This window comes from Acinetobacter sp. ANC 5378 (assembly GCF_013004315.1).
GTDB lineage: Bacteria > Pseudomonadota > Gammaproteobacteria > Pseudomonadales > Moraxellaceae > Acinetobacter.
In genome coordinates this window covers 13,619-39,169 of record NZ_JABERK010000003.1, presented here as the reverse complement: position 1 = coordinate 39,169, position 25,551 = coordinate 13,619, and the positions used below count along the sequence as shown (strand labels likewise).

The window sequence follows — 25,551 nt, the reverse complement described above, 5'->3', positions numbered from 1 at the left end:
GATCTTTATTTTTTGCAGCTCTAATCCAGTATGGTTTTTTGTAAATTTAAGCAGTTTATTTAAATGTAATTATCTTGCTGAAAAAACAGACATATTGATGTGTTTTTTAAAACTTTTATTTCTAATTCATGCGTATTTTTAAGATTCATTTCAGTTTGATTTGATAAAAAGGCAAGTTGAAATAACTGAATGCCATACATCAGGAAAGGCAAGAACCACATTTTATTGATGGAAAATGTGTGATATTCAGAGAATAAAATGATTTTTTGAGCACCATATTAATGACTACTCGCTTGCTTTCAACATTGCTCTCCACGTCTCTTTCTGCAGTTTTGTGGCAGATTCCTCATTTAGCCTGGAGTCAAAAGCCAGCGCATAATCCGACACTGACCGTGATTGGTTATCATGAAATTATCAACACTGAAAATGCACTGATTCCTGAATATGCAGTGAGTACCACCCAATTTCAGCAACATATCGATTGGCTGAAAAAAAATGGTTTTCACTTTATTAATGTCGATCAGCTCATCCGGGTGCATCAAGGGAAATATAGCCTACCGACAAAACCGGTTTTATTGACGGTGGATGATGGCTATGCCTCTTTTTATCAAAATGCCTATCCGATTGTTAAAGCGAATAAAATTCCTGTAGTTTTGGCGGTGGTGGGTTCATGGTTGGAGCCCAAAGAAGATCAAAGCATCGATTTTTCAGGTGAGCAGATTCAGCGTAATGACATGCTGTCCTGGTCAGAATTGAAAGAGATGCAAGACAGTGGTTTAGTGGAAATTGCCAGTCATAGTTATAATTTGCATCGCGGTATTGTAGGCAATCCACAAGGCAATCTGGAACCTGCAGCTGTCACACGCTTATATGATGCTAAATCTGCGAGCTATGAAGATGATAGCCACTATCAACAGCGTATTTCTAATGATTTAAAACAGAACAACCAATTGCTGATTGCGCATGGTTTGAAATCACCACGGGTAATGGTTTGGCCTTATGGTCACTATAATATGCAAACCGTGAAAATTGCCAAACAACTGGGGATGCCTGTTGCCATCAGTCTGGATGATGGTGCGGATTCGGCGAAAAGTTCACTGGGTCAGCTCAATCGTATTTTGATTGAAGGCAATATGACCACAACGGATTTAGCGCGAGAAATTCAAAATCGTCAGCAACATTTGGGTGACAATAACCGTCCGCAAAAAATCATGCATATCGATCTAGATTACATTTACGACAAAGATCTGATTCAACAAGAACGGAATCTTGATCATCTGCTGGACCGGATTGTAGCGATGAAAGTGAATACCGTGTATTTACAGGCCTTTTCCGATCCTGATGCCAACGGTTCTGCAGATATGGTGTATTTCCCCAATCATTATTTGCCGATGCGTGCAGACCTGTTTAACCGTGTCGCCTGGCAAATTCAGACCCGGACTCAAGTGGGGCGTGTCTACGCGTGGATGCCATTACTGGCTTGGGAATTACCTAAAAATAATCCAGTTGCACAACATCTGGTTGAAACCCAGCAAAGCCAAGACTCAGAACATCTGAATATGGGCTATCGCCGTTTAAGTCCATTTTCACCCGATGCACGAAAAACTATTAGCGGGATTTATCAAGACTTAGCCAAGTCCGTGCCTTTTAACGGTATTTTATTCCATGACGATACCACTTTATCTGACTATGAAGATGCCAGTCCCGAAGCTTTGAAAGCCTATGCGGCGATTGGTTTGCCGACCGATTTAGCCGAAATTCGTAGCAATGATGCCGAGTTGCAAAAATGGACCGCTTATAAGACCAAGTACATTGATGACTTTGCATTGCAATTGGCACAACAAGTCCGTCAGTATCATCCTTTTTTACTCACCGCACGAAATTTATATGCGCAAGTTGCGCTCAAACCCTATGCGGAAAATTGGTATTCACAGTCTTTAGAACAGTCCATCAATCGTTATGATTTTACTGCCATCATGGCGATGCCCTATATGGAACAAGCCCCGAATAGTGATGTTTTTTATCGGGATATTGTCAATCGCGTGAAGCAATTTCCACAGGGAATCAAAAAAACAGTCTTTGAATTGCAGGCAGTGAACTGGCGAAGCAATCAAAAGGTTCCCTCAGATGAAATGGCAAGCACCATTCAATCTTTATATCAACAAGGTGTAATGCACGTGGCTTACTATCCCGATGATCCGATTCAAGATCATCCCAATACGCAAGTGTTACGTCAGGCCTTTGATTTGAAATCAAGCAAACTTGTTCCTTAAAGGAATTTTATATGTCAACGCTGCAGCATTTTTGGCATTCTGCTTTGCACTTTGTCTTTTATTATCCATTGTTTATGTCGTATTTATGGATGATGGGTGCACTGATTTTCTATTGGAACGAGCGACAGGATCCACCATATCAACAGCCTGAAGCACTGCCTTATTATCCTAAGGTGGCAGTGCTGGTGCCTTGTTTTAATGAAGGGGATAATGCTGAAGAAACCTTAACGCATGCCTTGGCACTAGATTATCCAAACTTTGAAGTGATTGCGATTAATGATGGCAGCTCAGACAACACCGCAGACGTTCTAGATCGATTAGCTGCACAGCATGAAAAGTTACGTGTGGTGCATTTGGCACAAAACCAGGGCAAAGCCATGGCATTGCAAGCGGGAAGCTTGCTGACTGATGCCGAATATTTGCTTGGCATCGATGGTGATGCCTTGCTCGATCCGCACGCAGCAACCTGGATGCTACGCCATTTTCTGCAAGATGAAACTGTCGCTGCTGTCACCGGAAATCCACGGATTCGTACCCGTTCCACCTTGATAGGTCGGATTCAGGTCGGAGAGTTTTCCTCTATCGTGGGGATGATCAAACGTGCGCAACGCAGTTTTGGTCGACTGTTTACCGTATCGGGTGTGATTACGGCATTTCGTAAAAGTGCGGTGCATGAAGTCGGTTATTGGTCACCGGATATGCTGACGGAAGATATTGATATCACCTGGAAACTGCAACGTGCAGGCTGGAATATTCACTTTGAACCGAATGCCTTGGTCTGGATTTTAATGCCTGAAACCTTCAATGGTTTGTGGAAACAGCGGCTGCGTTGGGCGATGGGTGGGGCACAAGTGCTGATTAAAAATATGGATGTACTGTTTAAACCGAAACTGAATTTTTTATGGCCATTACTGTTTGAACTGATCCTGACGCTGGTCTGGTCTTATTTAATGCTGTTTATGGCGATGATTTGGATCATTCACTTTATCATTCCGCTTGGAATCAGTGGCACGAGTTCACCATTTCTGCCTTATGGAACCGGCATGCTATTAGGGGCAACCTGTTTACTTCAGTTTGCGATCAGTAAATGGATGGACAGTCGTTATGAACCCGGACTCGGTAAAAATTACTTCTGGATGATCTGGTATCCATTTGTATTCTGGTTAATTACGCTGTCTGCCAGTATTGTGGCATTTCCAAAAGTGTTGTTGCGTCGTGACGGTAAGCGCGCACGCTGGGTGAGTCCAGACCGCGGGATGCGCAATTCAACTGTCCATAATGAGAGCATCAGCCATGAAAAGTAATACTTTAATTATTGATTTACGCCGTTTATTGCCTTGGCATAAACGCTATGCATCTAATACTTCTACCGCGATGATGTGGGCAGTATGGTTATTTTTATGGCGTCCATTGTTAATTGTAATTGGTGTAGTCAGTCTGCAAAAACAGCATGTCATTCATCAACTGTTTTCAGCTTTTGGTTTGGGGATTGAACATGGTGTGAGTGCATTATTGGCATGTGTGGTCGCATTATTATTGTGGACGAATTTTGTTCCTGCAAAAACAGTAAAGCCAAGCTCTGCCAAAAATATCTCCGATTATGAACAGCATTTTGATTTGCCTGTTCAGGACATTGAGCAGGGACGTCAACAAAAAGTTAGTGTGGTTCATCATGATGATCACGGTAAAATTATTCGGATCGAATAATGAAAGGTTGTTTGAGTTAAAGATTTTAAAAATCCCGAGTGAGTATCACACCCGGGATTTTTTTATTTGCTTGATGCATTTATACGGATGGAATAAGAATATAAAGACAATCCCACACATATTAAAAACAGTCCAAGAATTAAATCTGCGCCTAAAGTTTCATGATTGAGCCAGGTGCCCCACAGCGTGGCAAGTACAGGTGTCATGATGGTGATCAGCATCAGTGTAGTTGGATTAACGGTGTTGAGTAATTGATAATAAAAAATCATCGCCAGTACCGAGGAAAATAAAGCGCTATAGATCAGTGCAACATTGGTTTGCAATGAAGGGAGATCTGAGGGCATTTCTGACGAGAAAAAAGGCAATAAAGCACAATAGCCCAGCCATGATATCAGGGTTGCACCGGTCATTTGACTGATTGGATGGATGTTGGCAGCCACACCACGAACTGCAAATGCAGACAGTACATAAAGCATCATGGCGATGACTTCTAAAGCTATCCCGAGATGATTCAGGCGTATGTTTTGCGAACTTAAGCCCAGAGCAAAATACAGACCGAGCATACCCATCATTAAACCTGTGCATTGATAAAAACTCAACTTTTCACTTTTAAAAATACAGGTCGCCAGCAAGCCGGATACGAATGGGGCAATGCCGTAGATGATTGAAATAATAGCTGAGGGGACTTTTGATGCACCCATATAGCAGAAGGTCATGGAAGTAAACAAGCCCAGTGCGCCTGCCGCATAGCTGAGTAAAGCCTGCGGGTGCAAGGGTACTTTGATTTTAAAGTAAGCCTGACAGACTAAAGCAACTGGAATAGCCAAGCTAAATCGGATAAATAAGCCCCACGCCCAATGAATTTCATGCACTGTCCAAACGGCTGCCAATGGGGTCAGTGACCAAATCAGCACCACAGTAACAAATTGACCGGCTGTAGCGAAGCGTGAGGATCGGGTAAAAGAAGCTACAACCGGCTCAGACACTGGCGAGGGGAAGTCATTTTTATTCGATGGAAGATTCATTATTTATTTCCTTATTTTTAGGCATTAAAAAAGGTCGCTGTTGAGGCGACCTTTAGATATTTATTTTAGTGATTATTCAAAGAAATGATCACGGTACATATTCCAAGGCACCTCATGCAAAAAGTTCACACGTCGTGAAGCGGCTTTGTTGACTTGAATGTCCAAAGCGAGCCAGATCACAAGCGGATATTGAGGATATGGAATAGGTAACATAAAAGAAAAAGTCTCTGAATGAACATTTTTTATAGCATATAAATTTAAAAATTGTATGATTTTTATTCAAATTGTTTTATAAATATAAAGATAACAATTATTTACTCGTGAGAGTGTCGCTATGATAAAAATACTCTTGTGGTTGTGTCTTTTCATTGTGTTTATTGGGCTTTGGAAATTCATTTTTAAATTTCAGATCAATCAACATTTTCAGCAATTCAAAATCAAGCAGTTAGCAGATTTAGATAAACAAGCCGCTATATCAACAAAGCCATTATCTGCCCATGAAGCACGTATCGATGAAGTGGAGGAATACGAACAACAATTATTTGATGATATTTGCCAAATATTTTTTGAGCGCGAATTGGCTGAACGAAATTTGAGTCAGGCGCTTGTGGTTCAAGAAGATGTATTAAGAAAAATGCCAGCCAAAACCCAAACCCAAATTCGCAAGCTGGATTTGGCAGAATGGTCTATTTACTGGACTTTCTATGATCAGTCTTTGGAATATTATGTCGGACGTTATGGAGTGTTTTATACTCATGTTGACCGTTTTGGGGATGAGCATAAATTTGAAATGAAAGATGCACATAGCCACGTTTGATCAAAGTGATTCTCTTGAGTGCCAAATACTTTTAGCTAACGGATGATGTGCTCTACATCTTTATGCGCTTTGTAGCTGTTTTAAAATGCGTTGCTTCACTTGATCAAGATAGAATGGATCATCATTCAGGCGATACATTAAAATCGCCCCTTCATAATCTGCCAGACTTTGTTTGGCTAAAATTTTGGCTTCATTTTCTGTAAGCTGTATTTTAAATAACTGATAAAAAGCCATTTCCCAATCCTGAAAAATAGTACGAATTTTTTCTAAAATAGCGTTCGATTGATACAGGGCTTCAATAGAAAGGATTCCAACTAAACATCCTTTGACTCCATAACTAAAGAACTGTGCCACTCGTTGATGTAGATACTCAAAGTGTTGCGCGACTGACATTTCAGGACTTTCACTCAGTTTAAATAAATGCGTATTTAAGGATTTTTGGGTCAGTTCCAATACATCCATAAGTAAAGCTTCTTTACTCGGATAGTAATAGTAAAAAGAGGTTTTGCTGAGCCCACAGGCTTTGGCCAGCATCTCCATACTGGTGCCTGCATAACCCTGTGTCTTAAATTGTAAGGCACATAAGTGAAGAGTTTGCTCTCGGCTAAGTTTCTGTGGGCGCATTTGTATTAATCTCTATCCATTTTTTTGAGCAAGTAAATCATCAAAGCTGTGTAGAATCTCATCCCAGATTTTTTCCGAACCTTTACGGAAATAACCCATATGCCCAATCTGCTTAAGACCATAATCTTGTGCTGCAATATCAATAAATTGCATCGGAGCTTGGCTGTAATGTTGCATAAAAGCATGCCGTGAATTGGGTAAAGCCCAGTTGTCATCCATTGCAGATACTGCATAAATTGGCGTTTTGACCTGTGCATATTGCTCAATCAACGCGTGCTGTTCAGGGTCGGCAAAGAAATAGGTCGGATTTTTACACCATTTTCGCCACTGTTTATAAACATCAATCGGTAAATCTGAACCCATATTCAGTTTGCTCCAAGGCAAATAGCCTTTGATTGCAACCATCGGCGGGAAGATAATATTCCAGATCACCTGAACTTTGATCTTTTCTTTCAACGGCATATAGCCATGCCAGCCTGCACCTGTGCCAAAACAGTACATGGCAGTCACTTTATGATGATTGGGTGCCAAACCGAGTGCTTGCCCACCATAAGAATGCCCGACCATAAACAGCGGGATTTGATCTTGTGCCAGATAGTCAATCGCTCCAGCAAGATCCAAAGCACCCCAATCTAAATAAGACATCTTAAAACCTTTTAAATTTTGAGGTGCAGACTGTCCCACGCCACGATAATCAAAGCTTAAAACCTGGTAACCAAACTGAGTCACATATTCTGCAAAGCGGCGATAGAAGGCTTGTGGAACACCGGTTGCACTTGACAATACAATATTGGCTTTTAGGTCATGTTCAGGTGTGTAAAGTGTTCCAACAAGGGGATAACCATCGGTTGCCATGAATGATTGGGTACGGACGCTAAAGTGATTATTTTGTGGCTTCTGATTTAAATACGGCATAGCAAACTCGTTTTTATTGGATTTAGATGATTCACTTTTAAATTATTGACCTTTAAATTCGGGCGCACGTCGTTGCAGCATCGCCATGACACCTTCCTGAACATCTTGAGTTTTTAACAATGGGGTGAGGTGCTGTTGTAAATGAGCAAATGCTGTTTCTGTACCATGTACAGTGGCTTCTTTGGCAGAGGCCAGCGTGGCTTGTACCGCGAGTGGTGCAGCTTGAGCAATCCGTTCCGCCAGTTCAATCGCTCGATTGAGGGGAGCTTTAGTGGTAATTTCATTGATCAGGTTTAAATCCAGCGCGGTTTGTGCATCGAAGGTATCACCGGTGAGCAAGTAGCGCATGGCTTTAGCCCAGCCTGCCGCCTGTACAAATCGCACTGTTGCACCACCAAAAGGTAAAATTCCACGTTGCACTTCCATTTGTGCAAATTGGCTATTGTCCTGAGCAATCACAATATCGGCATTCAGCATCAGCTCGATCCCTGCGGTATAGCAATACCCCTGTACTGCAACAATCACCGGTTTTTTTCGCTGACGTCCACTGGTTCCCCATGGATTGATCTGTTGTTCATCGTAGCTAAATATGCCACTACTCAGCTTAGGTTGTAATTCCACCAAATCCAAACCTGCGGTAAAGTGATCTCCATGAGCGAAGATCACGGCACAGCGTAACTCAGGATGATCTTCATATTCGGTTAAGGCCAGTGATAAGTCATGAATCAGATGGCTATCAAAGGCATTTCTTTTTTCAGCACGGTCGAGTCCGATCAAGAACAGAGATCCGCGAATTTCCCGGCTGACTTTTCCTTGTTGTTGGGACATTTTTATTTTTCCAGCATGATCATTTTTTATATTCTTAAATGGTTGTTAGAAAACTGTCAAATCTGGGCAATCTATTTTTCAATTTGCATTGAAGTGACAGATCACAGTTCGAGACAGGGAGTGTGTCCGTCAGATTGTGCGATTGAATTGGTACAATTTATCTTGCGTTCAGCGCTATTTTTTCCATAATAGCAGCACTCTTTACCTGCCTGTTTATTGCTATGTCACCTTTAGAAATTGTTGCCGTCATTATCAGTCTTATTGGGGTGACATTGACCATTAAACGCAATATGTGGTGTTGGTGGTTTAATTTCGCAGCCTTTGTTTTATATGCTTATTTATTTTATGAATTTAAGCTGTATGGCGAAACCATCTTGCAGTTCTTCTTTATGGTGGTGAACTTTTATGGTTTCTACCACTGGTTGAAGGGAAAACAGCAAGATCATGAAATTCGGATTGAACCGATTGCCAAAAAAATCGTGATTTTCCAAATGTCACTTGCAGCAGTGGGCGGTTTAATTTTTGGGTTAACTTTAAAAAATTTTACCGATGCTGCGGTGCCGATGCTGGATTCGCAACTGGCAGCTTTTAGTTTACTGGCCACCTATTGGACCAGCCGTAAACATATTGCCACCTGGGTATTGTGGGTTTTCGTCGATATCATTTATGTCGGCATGTTTATTTATAAAGACTTATTCCTGACTGCGGGTTTATATGCGGCCTTTGTCGGTTTGGCCGCTTTTGGTTGGTGGCAGTGGGAACAAGTGAAAAAGAAACAGGCAATCACACATTTTAAGGGTGTATAAATATCTTTTTATAGCGCACTTGGACTGACTGCTATGCTGATTGATTTCATTCAACATCAATTGAAGCAATTTGATGAAATGGCAGCACGGATTCAAGCTGCGCCTGAAGATTATATTAACTTCGATTCAGTCTCTGATTTTTATAAGGCCGAATGGTTGAATGATTTTCCAAAAGGCACCACGTGGGCAGCGACAGGGCTGGATGATGGTGCTGAACAATTCTATGCGATCATTGAATACAGAAGCCATTTCCTCAGTATTTCCTGTTCCGAGCAAATTGAAGTACGTTATGGCGTACATGGTCAATAGTTCGGTATAGATGGTCAATGACAGCATCACTAAAATTCAATTAAATAAAAAGCGACAAAATGCCCTAGATCAGTGATGATCAAATGGTTTATAAGTATTCAAAACGACCAATAAAAAAACAAAGGATAGAAAAATGGCACATCGTTTTACTGTAAACTCTACAATTCAGGGAGTTTCAATTGATGAATTTAAACGGCTTGCATCAGATACAGCTTTGCACGAAGCAGTATGCAGACGTATTCCAGGTGAAAAATTAGAAATTATTGAATCTAAGATTCAGGGCGATACCTATACTTTACGCCGTGCATATAATTTAGATGTGAAGATTCCGGATATCGCAAAAAAATTAATTAAAGATGCTTTCCGTTTGAAGCGTACAGATATCACCAATTTAGAAGCTTTAACTTCGACTATAGAATTGGGTGCGAATCTGCCTTTACATGCGAACTGTGAACGTTCAGTAACAGGGGACGATCTGCAGATTCACATTACCTTAAATTGGCAGGTTAAGATTAAAGTCCCTTTGATTGCAGGCATGTTAGAAAAACATGCTGAAGGGGAAATTCGTAAATTCAGTGATCTGGAGATCCAGATTGTTGAAGATGAATTAAAGAAAAACCGCTCTGCTTAATAATAAAAAAACCTTTAATGAAGTAATGCCAGTCATTTACGAAATTGACTGGCATTTTTTATTTTGAATCCATCCTGTTATTTGATACGCGGAAACGTCATTCGCAACTGTACTTTAATGAAGAGTTTTTTCTTTTATTGTTCTTTCATTAATGATTAATCTTGCACTGGATTGTGCGGTGTAGAAATTGCAGATGCTACTAAATTCTGTTTTTCAAATTTGGTTCTATAAAGCATTGCAGTAAAGAACGAGACCAGGCACACCACCCAAATGTAATACATTGCGCCAATAGCGCGTGTACAAATAGTGCTAAAGTTTTGAGTTTAATCAATTGCTATCTATATGAAAAATCATTCTTTCTTCTGAGTGCGACAACTTAAATTTATGAATAATGACTGGTGATCTGTATGGATATTAGAGTCTTACAAAGTAAGGCAAAATAGAGAGGATGATGCCGGTGGTTGTTAGCATTGCGGTATTTTCTACAAAATAGGGGAAAATCATCAGTACTAAGCCACAAATCAAGGGCATAGTGACTTTTTGCTTTTTCCCATACAGAAAATAGCCTAAGCCTATAGAACTAAAAAGAACACCAAGAAGAAGTTGAGCTGTGGTCATTATTTTATATTTATAAAGGATTTGAGCTGATTATAACCAAGTAAAATTAAAATAGGCTTAAAAGATTTTACTTAAGAATCGCTAATCTTGATCTGCAGGAAAGGTGAAATACAAGGATTAAAATTGCATATGATCGATATGTTTTTAGCGTTAAAATTTATACAGAATCTGTGATTTAAAACAGTATTGGATTTGGCTTTATATCTCAGGCTATATCTACTAGGGAATGAATTTATGAGTACCATTTTACCTGTAGCACAGCGTGGGGAAACCATTTTGACCTTAACAGCGGCTGAGGTGGCAAAGTCTGAGCTGGATAGTGAATGGTTAAATCAACTTGCTGTAGCCATGCATGACACCATGACGGAACGAAATGGTGTAGGTATTGCCGCCCCTCAGGTTTATGTCTCTAAACGGGTGATTATTGTCGCTTCACGTCCTAATCCGCGTTATCTCGATGCGCCTGAAATGGATGCAGTGGTGATGGTGAATCCTGAAATTTTAGAAAGGTCTGAAGCAACTGTTCTGGGGGAAGAAGGGTGTTCCGGATGAACGTGGGAAAGTGGCACGAGCGGAAACTGTTAAAGTGCGTTATTTAACGCTGCAAGGTGAACAAATAGAAACCATCTACACGGGTTTTCCTGCAAGGATTGTGCAGCATGAAGTGGATCATTTGGATGGAGTGTTGTTTATTCAGCGGATATAAGTCTCAATTGTTTAATTTTTGTGCTATAAATATAAAGCAATAAAAATTTTAGAAATTATAAATATAGTAATTAAGTTTATGAACTTGTTTAGAAAAATACAGACACTGATTTTTCATTATTGGGGCAGATTTAGGTTTCATATACTCGAATCTGATAATTTAATTATTAACTGGCCTAATTTTGATAAAGGGGTATTGCTCCTGATTTTTGGGGCATTTTGTCAGGTCAGTGCAATTAAATGGTATCTGGTCAGCTATTTCTCTGCTGAAAATGCTGTCTGGATCAATGCGGACTTTTTTTTCATCCGTATTATCAGTGTATTTATCACTTTAATCATTTTTATCACTATAGTTGGGTTTAGCTTCAGATATAAAAGAAATAAAAAATTCCGGAGATTTATTTCTTATTTTTCACCCATGTTTTTTGGCGCCACCATGATTTATGCGGGCTATACCGTCGGTATTTATAGCCCCGCCACCATTGCAGGATTTGTCAATATTGTCCTGATTGGCTTGGTATTTTATTCACGAAAAATTATTTATAGTATTGCGATTCCTGCTCTTATTTTTATCGTCATTATTAGTTACTTAACTTTTAATGGGGTGATTCGTTACGCGCCTGTGTTTAGTGATGCACTTACGAATGGCGCGTTTTATCATAATGAATTCTGGATCGGAAGTATGGCGGAAGTTTATCTGCCGATCTTGCTGGTTTCGATTTTGTTTTTTGAAATTTTACTTTCACAATGGCGTCGGCGTGAAAGAAATATTAAAAGAATGAGCCAAACTGATGTGCTGACGAATGTGTTTAATCGTCGTTATATTGGCGAACAACTCACAGCTTTAGAACGCAAGAAAAAAACGGCTTATGCGGTAATTTTACTGGATTTGGATCATTTCAAACTCATTAATGACCAATATGGCCATGAAGTTGGAGATATGGTTTTGCAACGCGTTGCTACCATTTTATCTACCATTACACGGGAACAGGATATCGTTGGGCGTTTTGGTGGTGAAGAATTTATTCTGATTTTAAAAGAACAAAATTTACAGCAAGCGATTGAGATTGCAGAACGTTGTCGTAAAATAATTGAGCAGGAAAAAATTCCCTTAGAAACGGGAGATATTTTAAATATGAGTGCCAGTTTTGGTGTCGCCTTATCTGAAACCCATTTAAATAAAGAACAGACCATTCGTATGGCAGATCGGGCCTTATATTTGGCTAAACGGCAGGGCAGAAATCAGGTAAGAAACTATCTGGAGTTAAACTTAGATCCTGCTATTTAAAGATATATTTCTTGGGATTGCTGTCATGGAACAAATTCAATTTTCTTTGGGTCGAGATGCTGTCCAGTTTGACGTTAACGGACAGCCGTTTAAAGTTGCTAAAGGTTTACATGATATTGAGTCAGAAAGTATCCGATATAAAAAGCTAGATGCTTTGGCTTTAGAAAATATGATTTATAGGGTTGAGGAAATACTGGAACAGCTTAAATTTGATTATAAAATTCAGCGGGTAGCGGACACTTCTGATGAATTTATGCAACAGTTATCAGAACTGTTCTTTAACAATGAAACAGTCATAGACCGAATACAGCTTGAACATGCCTTTAATGAATTTGTCGACCATACCGAATATTATGTACAGCAGCTCAGTAGCGAGCATTTTTATCTATTTGTGTATTTCGTTTTTATACGAGAAATGATGCACCATTGGAATGTGGTGGAAATAAGAGTGGGTAAATTAGCAACAGCATTTCATTAAAAATAACCTCTTCCTTGCGGTGTAATATTCTTCATCTTTTTGATGGAAAGGTAATCCTATGATTAAAGTTAGGTGTACATTGAATTATAGCAGGAATAAAAAAAGCACCGAAATCAATCCGGTGCTTTTTGATAGAGGCTTTTCAATGGATGCTTTTCAAAAGTTATTTAATATGTTCTGCAATATCGGTAAAGATCACACCTAAACCATGCGCACCAGCATCTGGATAACCTAAGCTTCGCTCACCGACTGTTCCGGCACGACCCATACGCGCGACGATGTCTTTGGTTGATTCTGCACCTTGAACGGCAGCTTGCGCACCTAAGATAAAGTTTTCTTTAAAGGTTTTATTCATATTCGCAGACCACGAATCTGCACAAGGAACCAATGCATCGATTAGGGTTTTGTCGCCAACCACAGCCCCACGACCAAATGAGCGTTCACCTGTGGTTTGAATGCCTTTAACAGCGTCTTGTAGCAGGGCAGCAAAGTCGGCAACCGATAGTGTTTCTTTGCCATTAATTGACTTGCTTGCTGCACGGAAGGCTGAGCCCCAAATTGGACCTGAAGCCCCACCACAATGTTCCATAATGATCATGGAGCAGTTGAGTAAAAAGTCATCCATATGTTCAGCTTGCAAAAGCTCATTCCATTGACGTTTAAGCTGTTTAAAGCCTTTGGCAACACTCATACCGAAGTCACCATCACCCGCATGGGCGTCCAGCTCACAAAATGGCACTTCATTTTTAATGATGCAGGCACTCATCACATTGATCACATAGCGCATATTTTCAATCGTAAATTGTTCATTCACAATTTCAGCGTGTTCTGTATGGGTTTCAATTCCTGTATTTAATGTACGTTCCGCTGTTGAATCGTTGGTCGAAAACTCAATGGCTAAGGCAGCGGAACCATCCATTTTAAAGGCCGGGGTATTAGCTTCTGCATCTAAATAGGTTTTAAGTTCATCATCCAAAGCAAGTAAAGATACTGATGCACCAGCCATATCGATACTGGTCATATAGTTACCGACAAAGGTACGGTAAATCTGAATCCCTTTGTTTGCCAAGTGTTGGCACACGTCTTGGTTGAACAGATACAGTTCTTGTGTCGGTGTTGCCCCAAAGCCGTTAATGAGTACGGCAACTTCGGTTAAATCAGGACGATCGAGGAGTAGATCATCGACAATTCGTTGCGCCAATTCATTAGAAGGCAGGATTTTTTCACGACGGATGCCTGGTTCACCGTGAATGCCCACGCCGTATTCCATTTCGTCATCAGCCAATGTAAAGGTGGGTGTTCCTTTGGCAGGTACTGTACATGAGTTAAAGGCAAAACCTAAGCTGGTGACATTGTCCGCGGCTTTTTGCGTGATTTCTTTGACACGTGCCAAGTCATAGCCTTTTGATGCAGCTGCGCCAGCAATCTTATGCACAAATACTGTGCCGGCAACACCACGACGACCCACAGTGTATAAGCTGTCTTTAACTGCAATATCATCGGCAACTTTGACGTAGTCGACTTTGATGCCATCATCGACAGCAAGTGCAGCACCATTCTGGAAATTCATCATATCGCCAGAATAGTTTTTGATGATCATCAGTACGCCTTTTTCAGTCGCAACTTGCTGTAAGGCTTTATAGATCTGAATTTGCGAAGGGGATGCAAAGACATCACCGCAAACGGCAGCATCCAGCATGCCTTGTCCCACAAATCCTGCATGTGCAGGCTCATGACCGCTGCCACCGCCACTGATTAAGGCCACATTTTGGTGTTTTGTTTTACGTGAAATAATTTTAGATGATTCATTGAATGCGAGTTCTGGGTGTGCCAGAACAAAGCCTTTGCACATTTTGACAACGATGTTTTCAGCACCGTTCATTAATTTTTTCATTGAAACACCAATAGTTATGAATTTGGGAGATAAATTTATGGATCTATTATTATGGAAAGTTAGAAAGTTTGCAGACCTAAAACTGTAAGAATGCGCGATTTGGAGTTAATGGATTAGAAAAGGGGCGGTTTTAATTTGTAGAAAATACCTCTCCCTAACCCTCTCCTAGAAGGAGAGGGAACTTCCATTATTAAAGTCATGTAAGTATTTAAATCAAATGTAACACCCTCTCCCTTTGGGAGAGGGCTGGGGTGAGGGATATTATGGCAGTCAGCACTATACGGATGAAGGATTGGAAGCTGATCGGGTGAGGGATGAAGCTTTGGCGCAATTGGGATTAATTGTACTGAGGTTTGATAATGGGCAGGTGATGAAGCAGATTAATGATGTGGTTGAGAGGATTTATCAGCATTGTTTGAAAGAATCTCCCTAAATTCCTTTTGATGAAGAAAGCATATTAAAAAATTGATAACACTGAAAATTTTTAAATAGTGATTTATATAAAAATAAATTATTGTAAATTAATTGTTTTTTAATTTAAAAGTTGGTCTAAGTGTTACTTTGTAAAAACTGTTTAGAGAAAAAATTACCTCCATATACATATGATAATGCAGATTTTCAAAGTCAGTTTTGTGAAATATGTCAAAGTGAAAATCCTTATTTAGATTATGAGATTTTTAAAAATAAGTTATTTGAGGTGATATCTACTAATTATAAATTTTTGCGTGATTTGATATACGCTGAATTATCAGGAGACTTTCCCTTGGGAGATTCTAGGCAGCTAACTTATAAAAGTCTTCGGCCATTTGATTTGGTGTCTTAAAATCCAAACCCTTTTGAATTCTTCGCTGATTATAAAATAACTCAATGTATTTTATAATATCTGCTCTGGCTTCTTCTCTAGTTTGATAGTTGTAATGATGCACTAACTCATTTTTCAGTATTCCCCAAAAGCTTTCAATCGGTGCATTATCGTAACAGTCTCCGCGCTTGCTCATTGAACCTTGAAAACCATATTGCTCAAGTATATTTCGATATTCACGGCTGCAATATTGACTCCCTCTGTCTGAATGCACAATAAGCTCCTTGGTTGGTTTTTGATTGTGAATAGCCATATTTAGCGCATTACAAACAAGCTGTGCTGTCATGCGCTCATTTAAGCTATAGCCAACCACTTGCTTCGTGTAAAGGTCTTTTACTGCTGCTAAGTACAGCCATCCTTCAGCAGTCCATATGTACGTAATATCACTCGACCATGCTTGATTTGGTCTAGTCATTGAGAATTGTTGTTCCAACAGGTTTTCATAGATCGCTCGATTATGGTCACTATTCGTAGTCCTTTTAAAACGCTTGTGTCGCTTACAATACAGATGGTTCAGCACTTTTATCTGACGTACAGCATACATACTCATTTTTATGCCCTGAGCTTGTAAGTGCTTGGTTAATCGAATATAACCATAGCTCTGCTTGGTCTCCTCATGGGCTATTTTCACCAATATCGTCTGTTGATTTCGTTGAATCGTTCTTTTGCTCACACCTATCTTAAGCCAATCATAAAAACGTGAAACTGAAACATGAAGTAATCGAGCCATTAAGGTAATTGGAAAGGAACATCTTTTTTGTTTCATATAGGCGTACCTTACTGACTTTCTTTGGCAAAGTACGCTGCTGCCTTTTTTAAAAATTCACGTTCCATTTCAGCTACTTTGAGCTGTTGTTTGAGTTTTTTATTTTCTTCGAGTAGAGCGTTTAGATCAGGTGAATACTGTTTTGTGCCTGCTAAAGTTCCAGCCTTGGCTTTGGTATTCCAGTTTGAAAGAGTTTGCATTGAAATGCCAAGTTGTCTAGCTGTTTCCGAGACATTGCCTTGATTGGCTTCAATTGCTTTTATGGCTTCAGCTTTAAATTCTGCTGTATACGTTTTGTGTTTCTTGCTCATGGTAAACTCCTGATGAGTGTGTTTAGTTTACCAAGTTAAAACCTCCTGTTTTTTCAGCGTATATCAATTTACCAGGGAGAGCCGGATGGTTTTATGAAGGACATGATGAGGAAGGTGTAAGCAATTTTTACAATTTAATTGAATGGCTTGAATTCGAAGATGAACTAACAGAGAAATTAGCCAAAGATGGAAATGATGTATTTGGTGATAAATTATTAGTACTTTACGATGATTCCTTAGAAGAATATGAAGGCTGTAACAAAGAATTTGAATGGGAGAGCATTCAGAAAAGCTTTAAACATGAATTTAGATTCTTTAACTCGAAATTGATGGATTTTTTAGATCATACATTCGCATACTTGCTAGATAGCCAAAATATCAATCAATCACTTTTGAATATTATCACACCAAATTCAATTTTATATCGTGGGAGAAGTTTCGATAGCTTTAAAGGTCTACTGAAAGAAATTAATGAAGATAATTTAGCAATTGAATTTGAAACAGAAAATGAAGTAATAGCAAAAAATATTAGAGATAAATTTGGATTAGTGCCTTCGTTTTTAGCTAGTGATCAACGAATGACACCTTTTGGTATATCCGCTCTTTATTTGTCCACAGATAAAATGGCTTGCGTGGCTGAAATTAGAGCTTTAGTAGGGCAATATGTTGGCATTGCTCAATTCTGTAATAGAGAAGAACTAATACTATTAAATCTAAATAAATTGGCAAATGGTTTGTATCCTCATCATTTAGATGAAAACTATATAGAAAAATTGGATGTTTATATATTTTTTAAAAAATTAATCGCAAGTGTGTCCAAGCCAAAGCTTGAAAGTGGGAAATTTGATTATTTGATAAGCCAGTACTTTTTTGAATATCTAAGAGTTAAATTTGGTGCTCAGATTCATGGAATTTATTTAAAATCAGTTCAGTTGCCTTCTGCTGATAATATTATTCTATTTCCAGAAGTTACTAATCAAGGAATTGATAGATCTTTTTCAACAGGTAACAATAAGGTGTATTTTTCTTGGAATAAAGATTCAAGATATGGGTTAAGCATTTCACAAGTTAAATCAATTGCTATTACTACTGAGATTGAATACATATCTCATCCAAGATTGAGAGAGTCAACTGATTGGATTTAATCCCTCCCAGGAGGAGCTGTCACATAATTCAATGGATACGCGAAAATTCCCCTCTTTTCAAAGAGGGGTTAGGGGAGATTAAGAAATAAAAAGCCCTCATTAAGAGGGCTTTTTTACTCCCTTTTTTTTCAAAGGAGGGTTGAGGAGGATGATTTAAATATCTATCGAATCATCTAAGTTTGGCATTAACCAACGCTTCGCTTCATCCATCGACCAGCCTTTACGCTCTGCATAACTGTCCAGCTGATCCTGCGCAATCTTACCGACATTAAAGTATTCAGACTGCGGGTTGCTGTAATAGAAGCCGCTGACACTTGAAGGTGGCCACATTGCAAAACTAGAAGTCAGTTCGGTACCAATGGCATTGGTTGAATCTAACCAGTTAAATAAGGTCGCTTTTTCAGAGTGTTCAGGGCAAGCAGGGTAACCCGGTGCAGGACGAATCCCGACATACTTCTCTTTAATCAGCTCATCATTCGACAACTGTTCAGAAGCTTGATAACCCCAGAACTCTTTACGAATACGCTCATGCAAATGCTCAGCAAAAGCTTCAGCAAAACGGTCACCTAAAGACTGTGCCAAAATTGCAGAGTAGTCATCGCCTTTAGCTTTATATTCATGCGCCAATTCTTCCGCACCAAAAATTGATACCGTGAAACCACCCAAGTAATCTTCAAGCTTGGCATCTTCAGGTGCAATAAAATCTGCCAATGAGAAGTTCGGTTTACCTGAAACTTTGTCAGACTGCTGACGGGTATGTTCAAATTTGTGCGTTGCAGTTTGATTTTCATCGTAAATCGAAACGGTATCTGCACCGGTACGTTTTGCAGGAGCAAGGCTGAATACGGCACGTGCGTCAAAACGTTTGTTTTCTACAATATCTTTTAACATGATTTGCGCTTGTTCATACAAATCAGTTGCCGCTTCACCGACCACTTCATCCGTCAGAATCGCAGGGAACTTGCCCGCCAAACTCCATGAAATAAAGAATGGTGTCCAGTCAAAATACGGCACCAATGTTTCAAGCGGGTAATTTTTCAGAACTTGCTGACCCAACACATTTGGCTTAGGCGGAACATAGTTCGCCCAGTCAATTTTCACGCCATTGGCAATTGAATCTGTATAAGACAGTTTTGCCGCTTTGGGTTGCTTGTTGGCAATACGCTCACGCACTTTGGCATATTCTTCACGATAACCTTTAATGAACTCAGGCTTCATTTCAGGTGAAAGCAGGGAAGTTGCAACACCGACTGCACGTGAAGCATCGGCAACATAAATCACCGCATCATTTGAATATTGCGGATCAATTTTTACTGCGGTATGTGCTTTAGAAGTCGTCGCACCACCAATCATCAATGGAACATGGAAACCTTTACGTTGCATTTCTTTGGCAACAAAGACCATTTCATCCAATGACGGTGTAATCAAACCGGATAAACCAATAATATCGACTTTTTCATCAATCGCGGTTTGCAGGATTTTTTCAGCAGGTACCATCACGCCCAAGTCGACAATGTCATAACCGTTACAGCCCAACACCACGCCGACAATATTTTTACCAATATCATGTACGTCGCCTTTTACGGTCGCCATCAGGATTTTCCCTTTGGTCTGACCTTCGGTTTTTTCCGCTTCAATGTACGGGTTCAACCAAGCCACGGCTTGTTTCATTACGCGTGCTGATTTCACCACTTGCGGCAAGAACATTTTACCTGCACCGAACAAGTCGCCAACCACGTTCATGCCAGACATGAGCGGACCTTCAATCACATCTAAAGGACGGGCAGCTTTTAAGCGTGCTTCTTCAGTGTCGATATCAATATACGCGGTGATGCCTTTAACCAATGCATATTCAAGACGCTTTTCAACTGACTCTTCACGCCATTCCAGGTTTTCAGCTTCGCGCTGCGCACCGCCTTTGCCACGGTATTGTTCCGCAACTTCAAGCAGTTTTTCAGTAGCATCCTGACCGCTTTCACCTTGATTTTGGTTCAGAACAACGTCTTCAACCGCAGCTTTTAATTCGGCAGGAATGTCATCATAAATCGCCAACTGACCTGCATTCACAATCCCCATGGTCATGCCTTGTTGAATGGCATGATAAAGGAAGACGGCATGAATCGCTTCACGAACCGGTTCATTACCACGGAAAGAGAACGATACGTTGGATACACCACCAGAAATCATGGCATGTGGAAGGTTCTGTTTAATCCAGCCGGTTGCTTCAATGAAATCGACTGCATAGTTATTGTGTTCTTCAATACCTGTTGCAATGGCAAATACGTTCGGGTCAAAAATGATGTCTTCAGCAGGGAAGCCGACTTCATTGACCAAAATATCATACGAACGTTTGCAGATTTCACGCTTACGTGCCGCTGTATCGGCCTGACCATCTTCGTCAAACGCCATGACAATGACTGCAGCACCATACTGACGGCAAAGGCGCGCTTTTTCGACAAACTCATCATAACCTTCTTTTAAGGAAATCGAGTTCACCACTGCTTTACCTTGTACGCATTTCAAGCCAGCTTCAATAATTTCCCATTTTGATGAGTCAATCATGAGCGGTACGCGGGAAATATCCGGTTCAGAGGCAATCAGATTCAGGAATTTCACCATGGCTGCTTGCGAGTCCAGCATGCCTTCATCCATGTTGATGTCGACAATTTGTGCGCCACCTTGCACTTGATCCAAAGCCACTTCCAAAGCTTCGGTATAGTTTTCTTCACGAATCAAACGGGCGAATTTTTTTGAACCGGTCACGTTGGTACGTTCACCGACGTTTACAAACAAGGAATCTTTGGTGATGTTAAATGGCTCTAAACCTGAAAGACGGCAAGCCGGTTCAATCTCAGGAATCTGACGCGGTTTAATGTCTTTGACTGCATTATAAATGGCACGGATATGATCTGGGGTGGTACCACAGCAACCACCGGTGATATTGATTAAGCCGCTTTCTGCAAATTCTTTAAGGAATGCTGCAGTTTGTTCAGGGGTTTCATCATAACCACCAAACGCATTTGGTAAACCTGCATTGGGATGCGCGGAAATAAACACATCAGCGACATCACCCACAGTTTTGACGTGTGGACGCATCGCATCTGCACCCAAGGCACAGTTAAAACCAACTGAAAGTAAATCACCATGACGAACCGAGTTCCAGAACGCTTCAGCAGTTTGACCGGTTAAGGTACGACCTGAAGCATCGGTAATAGTGCCGGAAATCATTAATGGCAATTCATAACCTAACTGGTTAAATACTTCTTTCACTGCAAAAATCGCAGCTTTACAGTTTAAGGTATCGAATACCGTTTCAATCAGCAGAATATCTGCACCGCCTTCAATCAAGGCATGTGCAGCTTCAATATAGTTTTCTTTCAGTGCATCAAAAGTAATGTTACGAAATGCCGGGTCATTTACATTCGGTGAGATTGAACAGGTACGAGATGTCGGTCCAAGCACACCGGCAACAAAACGTGGTTTGTCTGGTGTTGAATATTTTTTACATGCTTCCTTGGCAATACGCGCAGCTTCAAAGTTGATTTCGTGAACCAAGTCTTCCATGTGGTAGTCAGACATCGAAACACGTGTGCCATTGAAGCTGTTGGTTTCAATAATGTCGGCGCCGGCATCGAGGTAAGCTTCATGAATGCCTTGAATAATCTGCGGTTGAGTGAGGACTAAAAGGTCATTGTTGCCTTTCAGGTCAGATGCCCAGTCAGCAAAACGCTCACCACGATAATCCGCTTCTTCCAGTTTATGGCGTTGAATCATGGTACCCATGGCACCGTCAATAATCAGGATGCGTTTGGCGAGAAGCTCTTTCAGGGTGGCAAGCGTGGACATAAATAACCCCAATCCGATGGAATACAAAATGGGCATTATTTTAACAGAATTAGACTGCATTTGAGGAATATTCAGCCGACTTCGTTAAGCACTGCTTAAAATAAGCCCATTTGTGCCGAATTTTTCATCGAATTGAAATATGACACCCTTAACATTCAGCATGGAAAAGAAAAAGTTGAGTGGTTGGTTGATCGGAAAGATTTTTTATACATGTATCCAGGTACTTTGAAATATTGAGGCACAAACTATTTTGGGCTTTAAATATTTTTAAATTATGGATTTAAAACAGTTCCACTCCCCAAGAGAAGGCCGAGTGAATTAAATTAAGTCAATTATTAAAAATTGGCTTTATATGACAGCTTTTTGTCATATAATTGTCACAATTAAATTGAACAATAAGGGGATTTTATTATCCCCTTGAACCGTCTGCATGAATTCTAATATTCCTCCCGTCCAAGATCAGGCGCATTCAGCACCCGCGAAATCGACGAATGTGCATGTTCCTACACCTAAATTTTTTATGCCGGTGTTTCTTACGGTTATTATTTCTACTTTGGTGTACATCGGCTTTCAAGTTTCTGCCGATTTGACACATGTTCCTGCATTAAGTTTATATTCCGTTATTCTGTTAGCGACCGCCTTGTTAATCGCTTTAGGCTTTGAATTTGTTAATGGTTTTCATGACACTGCCAATGCGGTAGCGACAGTCATTTATACCAATGCCTTGTCTGCACCTGTTGCTGTGATGTGGGCAGGTTTTTGTAATTTCCTTGGGGTAATGGTGGCAAGTGGCGCAGTAGCCTACGGCATCATTGCTTTATTGCCTGTTGAACTGATCATGAATGTCGGTTCAGGTGCAGGTTTTGCCATGGTTTTTGCCATGCTGATAGCCGCTATTTTATGGAACTTGGGTACCTGGTTCCTGGGTATTCCAGCGTCTAGTTCACATACTTTAATCGGTTCGATTTTAGGTGTGGGCATCATGAACTACCTGCTGAATTCGGGTAATGGTGCCAGTGGTGTCGACATGGACCAAGTGCTTAAAGTCGGTAAAGCACTGTTGTTTTCGCCTTTGATTGGTTTCGCTTTTGCTGCAATTTTATTTTTGTTGGTGAAGAAAGTCTTTAAAAGACAAATGGAATTGTTCCAACCTCCAAAAGGCAATCAACCACCACCACCTTTAATTCGTGCCATCTTGATTTTTACCTGTACCGGGGTAAGTTTTGCGCATGGTTCAAATGATGGTCAAAAAGGTATGGGCTTAATCATGCTGATCTTGATCGGTTGTGTACCTTTGGCTTACTCATTGAATAAAAACTTGGACGCGAAGCATATCCAATCATTTGAACAGTTATCTGAGCAAACTGCGGCAGTTATTTATCCAAATCATCAGGATATTCCTGATACACAAGCTCGTGAAGTGTTGACCAAGTATATTCAAACTAAAGAGATGTCACCTGAAGTGGTGCCTGCTTTGGCAAGTTTGACCGATCACTTGGGTAATCACGTTGCCGAATATGGTGATCTAAAAGATATTCCAGAAAAAGAAGTTTCTACTATTCGTAATGATATGTACTTAAGCACGACGGCATTCAAGCGTTTAGATAAAGCGGAACAGTTTCCTGCAATGTCAGAAAGTCAAGCCAAGACAGTCAAGGAATACCGTAAAAACCTCGATTCATTCCTGCAATATATTCCGACCTGGGTAAAAGTGGCAGTAGCGCTTGCGCTTGGTCTTGGAACCATGGTGGGCTGGAAACGTATTGTGGTAACAGTGGGTGAGCGTATTGGTAAAAGTCATATGACTTATGGCCAAGGCATGTCAGCCGAACTTGTTGCTATGACCACTATTGCCGCAGCAGATGGTTTGGGTATGCCAGTATCGACAACACACGTATTAAACAGTGCTGTTGCAGGTACCATGGTGGCCAATAAATCTGGCTTAAACTTCCAGATGGTACGCACCATTCTTTCAGCATGGATTTTCACGCTACCTGCTACGATTTGTTTATCTGGTGGTCTGTTCTGGTTGTTCTTACAGTTTGTTTAAGATATTTGTTTGAAATAGAAAAAGCTGCAATTGCAGCTTTTTTTTATGCTCATAAAAAGTAATAGTAAAAACTATTTCTTAAATACTTTAAACATCTTCTTAATTGGCAATTTTTCATTGGCAAGGCCATACAGTGCAGCAAAAGGCAGTGCGGTACGGGCCAAATAGGCCACACGCCATAAACCCCCATGGTTGGCACCTTTCATCATTAACTCTAATGGATGATCCAAAGGCGTTTCTGGATTCGCTACCGATTCTGGATGACGCAAATCATAAATCCATAATGCGGCCATCAGCGCATTGGTCGTTTCCGGATGAAAAGATTCAACATCAAACAAGCTTGCACCATTAAATGCGGCTTTCAATAACGGATTTTTAGTCACCGAATGCGTAGTGGTAGAGGGCGCAATATTGATGCTGACACGCTGTCCATAATGACGGGCCAATATTGCACGCCATTGTTGAATTCGTTTTGCCAACGCATAGTTTGGACCTTGCTCCACCACCAGGCAGTCTGCAATCCCGTATTCGTGGCCATTATCAGAGCTGATCAATGCATCCAGATTTTTCTTGAAAAAGTGCTGAGCAGAAATCATCGAAATGCTTTCACTGATGATACGTTGCGATTTTGAGCGCTGTAGTAACTTCAGATTTGAAGCCTCTACAATTTCTTTAGGAATGGCATAGACATCGGTTGGGGTACACATGAACATTAGACTGGTGTCAGCCTTTTGCTCACTGACGTACTGCATAATGCTGTCCATTGCCATAGATACCCGGACGTGTTTTTCACCATCTAAGTAGGCAATGGCTGCAAGGTCTAGCTGACGTTCACTTTGGATTAGCCAATGGGCAATTTCAGGGGTTTGAGTGAGTAAATCGGCCCCCAATTTCTCTTTGAGTGTGGCCGTTGGCGTATCGTCTGCCAAATTTTCCGCACAGGGTGCATATAGGGTTGCATTGCCTTGTTGGATGGTCGTTAAAATTCTGTCCCAAACTCGACTGTTGGGTAAATCGACGGCCACAATATTGGCTTTCCATTTAGACAGCCAGCTCAGTGGGCCGGCTTCAGAACCTGCACCAAATAAGACCATGGTGCGATCAGAAAGATCAAACCATTCAGGATGTGCATGTGCAGCACGTAAAGCATCTGCATGGCTTGGTTCTATAATGCCTGCATTTTGCCAGGTTTGAATTTGATCGAGTAAAGCCTGACCTTGTAATTTTTGTCCTTTATATGGCACATACCACTCAGGGGCAGTCTCACTTTCACCTTTCAGCTGAACCGTATATAAGTTTGCTGTATCGATATCCTTCATGATGTCTTTAAGTAAATAGCGTTGCCCATTTCTGTAAAAGTCAAAGCTATGATGGGCCTTATGTAAGCCTTGTTTTGCAATGGTAATCGGATTGTTGAGGTTACGGATACCTTGTTCAACCAAGGCTTTAAAATAGATAGGATAACGCTTACGCCAGTTTTTTTCCGCAAGGGCATTCATTGATGACTTGTTGTCAACAATCGATAAAGCTTCAGCAATAATTTCTTTGCCTGTCTGGGAGCTGCTGGGTTTATTGCTGGTGGGATTGATAGGGAATTGAAGACCATCTAATGAAGTGGACATGCAAAAAATCTCGTTTTTTTGATCATTAATA

General features: G+C 40.5%; 20 protein-coding genes and 3 pseudogenes. 13 read left to right on the top strand and 10 right to left on the bottom strand.

Annotated features, from left to right (window positions below):
- Nucleotides 1-380: 380 nt before the first annotated feature.
- The 3 genes and pseudogenes from pgaB to pgaD form a co-directional block, all read left to right on the top strand.
- Nucleotides 381-2,273, top strand: a pseudogene (gene pgaB / locus HLH16_RS00435) (poly-beta-1,6-N-acetyl-D-glucosamine N-deacetylase PgaB); the annotation flags it as partial.
- 11 nt (nt 2,274-2,284) lie between these two features.
- Nucleotides 2,285-3,577, top strand: coding sequence for a poly-beta-1,6-N-acetyl-D-glucosamine synthase (gene pgaC / locus HLH16_RS00430; protein ID WP_171527799.1), 1,293 nt, complete (start codon nt 2,285-2,287; stop codon nt 3,575-3,577).
- Nucleotides 3,567-3,980 carry a poly-beta-1,6-N-acetyl-D-glucosamine biosynthesis protein PgaD gene (gene pgaD / locus HLH16_RS00425; protein WP_171527798.1) on the top strand — a complete coding sequence of 138 codons (414 nt, stop codon included), beginning with the start codon at nt 3,567-3,569 and terminating at the stop codon, nt 3,978-3,980. Before pgaC ends, pgaD begins: the two co-directional genes overlap by 11 nt.
- A gap of 62 nt (nt 3,981-4,042) precedes the next feature.
- Here the strand turns inward: pgaD and HLH16_RS00420 are convergent, their stop codons facing one another.
- Nucleotides 4,043-5,005: a DMT family transporter gene (locus HLH16_RS00420; RefSeq protein ID WP_171527797.1), complete on the bottom strand. Its 963-nt coding sequence runs from the start codon at nt 5,003-5,005 to the stop codon at nt 4,043-4,045.
- Nucleotides 5,006-5,077: 72 nt separating this feature from the next.
- On the bottom strand, nt 5,078-5,218 hold the full coding sequence (locus tag HLH16_RS00415) for a hypothetical protein (RefSeq protein WP_171527796.1): 141 nt from the start codon (nt 5,216-5,218) through the stop codon (nt 5,078-5,080).
- A gap of 121 nt (nt 5,219-5,339) precedes the next feature.
- Here HLH16_RS00415 and HLH16_RS00410 point away from each other — a divergent pair, with 121 nt between their 5' ends.
- The gene (locus HLH16_RS00410) at nt 5,340-5,822 is read left to right on the top strand and encodes a hypothetical protein (RefSeq protein ID WP_171527795.1); all 483 of its coding nucleotides are present in this window, start codon (nt 5,340-5,342) and stop codon (nt 5,820-5,822) included.
- Between the two features lie 60 nt (nt 5,823-5,882).
- On the opposite strand, the gene HLH16_RS00405 is transcribed toward HLH16_RS00410, so the two are convergent.
- The 3 genes from HLH16_RS00405 to HLH16_RS00395 are packed head-to-tail and all read right to left on the bottom strand — an operon-like array spanning nt 5,883 to nt 8,189.
- Complete coding sequence (locus tag HLH16_RS00405; RefSeq protein WP_171527794.1) at nt 5,883-6,446, bottom strand: TetR/AcrR family transcriptional regulator; 564 nt, start codon at nt 6,444-6,446, stop codon at nt 5,883-5,885.
- Nucleotides 6,447-6,458: 12 nt separating this feature from the next.
- Nucleotides 6,459-7,361, bottom strand: a complete 903-nt coding sequence (locus HLH16_RS00400) for an alpha/beta hydrolase family protein (protein WP_171527793.1) — start codon at nt 7,359-7,361, stop codon at nt 6,459-6,461.
- A gap of 42 nt (nt 7,362-7,403) precedes the next feature.
- Complete coding sequence (locus HLH16_RS00395; protein WP_171527792.1) at nt 7,404-8,189, bottom strand: crotonase/enoyl-CoA hydratase family protein; 786 nt, start codon at nt 8,187-8,189, stop codon at nt 7,404-7,406.
- Nucleotides 8,190-8,410: 221 nt separating this feature from the next.
- On the opposite strand from HLH16_RS00395, the gene pnuC reads away from it, so the two are divergent.
- The 3 genes from pnuC (at nt 8,411) to HLH16_RS00380 (ending at nt 9,935) form a co-directional block, all read left to right on the top strand.
- Nucleotides 8,411-8,995 (top strand): nicotinamide riboside transporter PnuC, encoded by a 585-nt coding sequence (gene pnuC, locus HLH16_RS00390; protein ID WP_131291286.1) that lies wholly within the window; start codon nt 8,411-8,413, stop codon nt 8,993-8,995.
- A 33-nt stretch (nt 8,996-9,028) separates the two neighbouring features.
- Nucleotides 9,029-9,304 carry a hypothetical protein gene (locus tag HLH16_RS00385; protein ID WP_171527791.1) on the top strand — a complete coding sequence of 92 codons (276 nt, stop codon included), beginning with the start codon at nt 9,029-9,031 and terminating at the stop codon, nt 9,302-9,304.
- A 133-nt stretch (nt 9,305-9,437) separates the two neighbouring features.
- The gene (locus HLH16_RS00380) at nt 9,438-9,935 is read left to right on the top strand and encodes a DUF2505 family protein (protein ID WP_171527790.1); all 498 of its coding nucleotides are present in this window, start codon (nt 9,438-9,440) and stop codon (nt 9,933-9,935) included.
- A gap of 414 nt (nt 9,936-10,349) precedes the next feature.
- Here HLH16_RS00380 and HLH16_RS00375 read toward each other — a convergent pair whose 3' ends face one another.
- The gene (locus tag HLH16_RS00375) at nt 10,350-10,553 is read right to left on the bottom strand and encodes an amino acid transport protein (protein WP_171527789.1); all 204 of its coding nucleotides are present in this window, start codon (nt 10,551-10,553) and stop codon (nt 10,350-10,352) included.
- Between the two features lie 234 nt (nt 10,554-10,787).
- On the opposite strand from HLH16_RS00375, the pseudogene def reads away from it, so the two are divergent.
- The 3 genes and pseudogenes from def (at nt 10,788) to HLH16_RS00360 (ending at nt 13,024) form a co-directional block, all read left to right on the top strand.
- A pseudogene (gene def / locus HLH16_RS00370) lies at nt 10,788-11,259 on the top strand (peptide deformylase).
- A 435-nt stretch (nt 11,260-11,694) separates the two neighbouring features.
- On the top strand, nt 11,695-12,546 hold the full coding sequence (locus HLH16_RS00365; protein ID WP_171527788.1) for a GGDEF domain-containing protein: 852 nt from the start codon (nt 11,695-11,697) through the stop codon (nt 12,544-12,546).
- A 25-nt stretch (nt 12,547-12,571) separates the two neighbouring features.
- The gene (locus HLH16_RS00360; RefSeq protein WP_171527787.1) at nt 12,572-13,024 is read left to right on the top strand and encodes a hypothetical protein; all 453 of its coding nucleotides are present in this window, start codon (nt 12,572-12,574) and stop codon (nt 13,022-13,024) included.
- A 163-nt stretch (nt 13,025-13,187) separates the two neighbouring features.
- On the opposite strand, the gene dhaK is transcribed toward HLH16_RS00360, so the two are convergent.
- A complete protein-coding gene (gene dhaK / locus HLH16_RS00355; RefSeq protein WP_171527786.1) occupies nt 13,188-14,918 on the bottom strand; it encodes a dihydroxyacetone kinase subunit DhaK in 1,731 nt (576 codons plus the stop codon).
- A gap of 265 nt (nt 14,919-15,183) precedes the next feature.
- On the opposite strand from dhaK, the pseudogene HLH16_RS00350 reads away from it, so the two are divergent.
- A pseudogene (locus HLH16_RS00350) lies at nt 15,184-15,351 on the top strand (endonuclease domain-containing protein); the annotation flags it as partial.
- 340 nt (nt 15,352-15,691) lie between these two features.
- Here HLH16_RS00350 and HLH16_RS00345 read toward each other — a convergent pair.
- Nucleotides 15,692-16,857 (bottom strand): IS3 family transposase gene (locus HLH16_RS00345; RefSeq protein ID WP_171527784.1). Its coding sequence is split into 2 segments (ribosomal slippage): nt 15,692-16,599 and nt 16,599-16,857, totalling 1,167 coding nucleotides; the frame shifts between segments, so codons are not numbered across the junction.
- A gap of 329 nt (nt 16,858-17,186) precedes the next feature.
- Here HLH16_RS00345 and HLH16_RS00340 point away from each other — a divergent pair.
- Nucleotides 17,187-18,002 carry an RES domain-containing protein gene (locus HLH16_RS00340; protein ID WP_250850199.1) on the top strand — a complete coding sequence of 272 codons (816 nt, stop codon included), beginning with the start codon at nt 17,187-17,189 and terminating at the stop codon, nt 18,000-18,002.
- A 153-nt stretch (nt 18,003-18,155) separates the two neighbouring features.
- On the opposite strand, the gene metH is transcribed toward HLH16_RS00340, so the two are convergent.
- Nucleotides 18,156-21,848, bottom strand: a complete 3,693-nt coding sequence (gene metH / locus HLH16_RS00335) for a methionine synthase (protein ID WP_171527783.1) — start codon at nt 21,846-21,848, stop codon at nt 18,156-18,158.
- 430 nt (nt 21,849-22,278) lie between these two features.
- Here metH and HLH16_RS00330 point away from each other — a divergent pair, with 430 nt between their 5' ends.
- A complete protein-coding gene (locus HLH16_RS00330; protein WP_131291240.1) occupies nt 22,279-23,898 on the top strand; it encodes an inorganic phosphate transporter in 1,620 nt (539 codons plus the stop codon).
- Between the two features lie 71 nt (nt 23,899-23,969).
- Here HLH16_RS00330 and HLH16_RS00325 read toward each other — a convergent pair whose 3' ends face one another.
- On the bottom strand, nt 23,970-25,520 hold the full coding sequence (locus HLH16_RS00325) for a hypothetical protein (protein ID WP_131291238.1): 1,551 nt from the start codon (nt 25,518-25,520) through the stop codon (nt 23,970-23,972).
- Nucleotides 25,521-25,551: the final 31 nt, after the last annotated feature.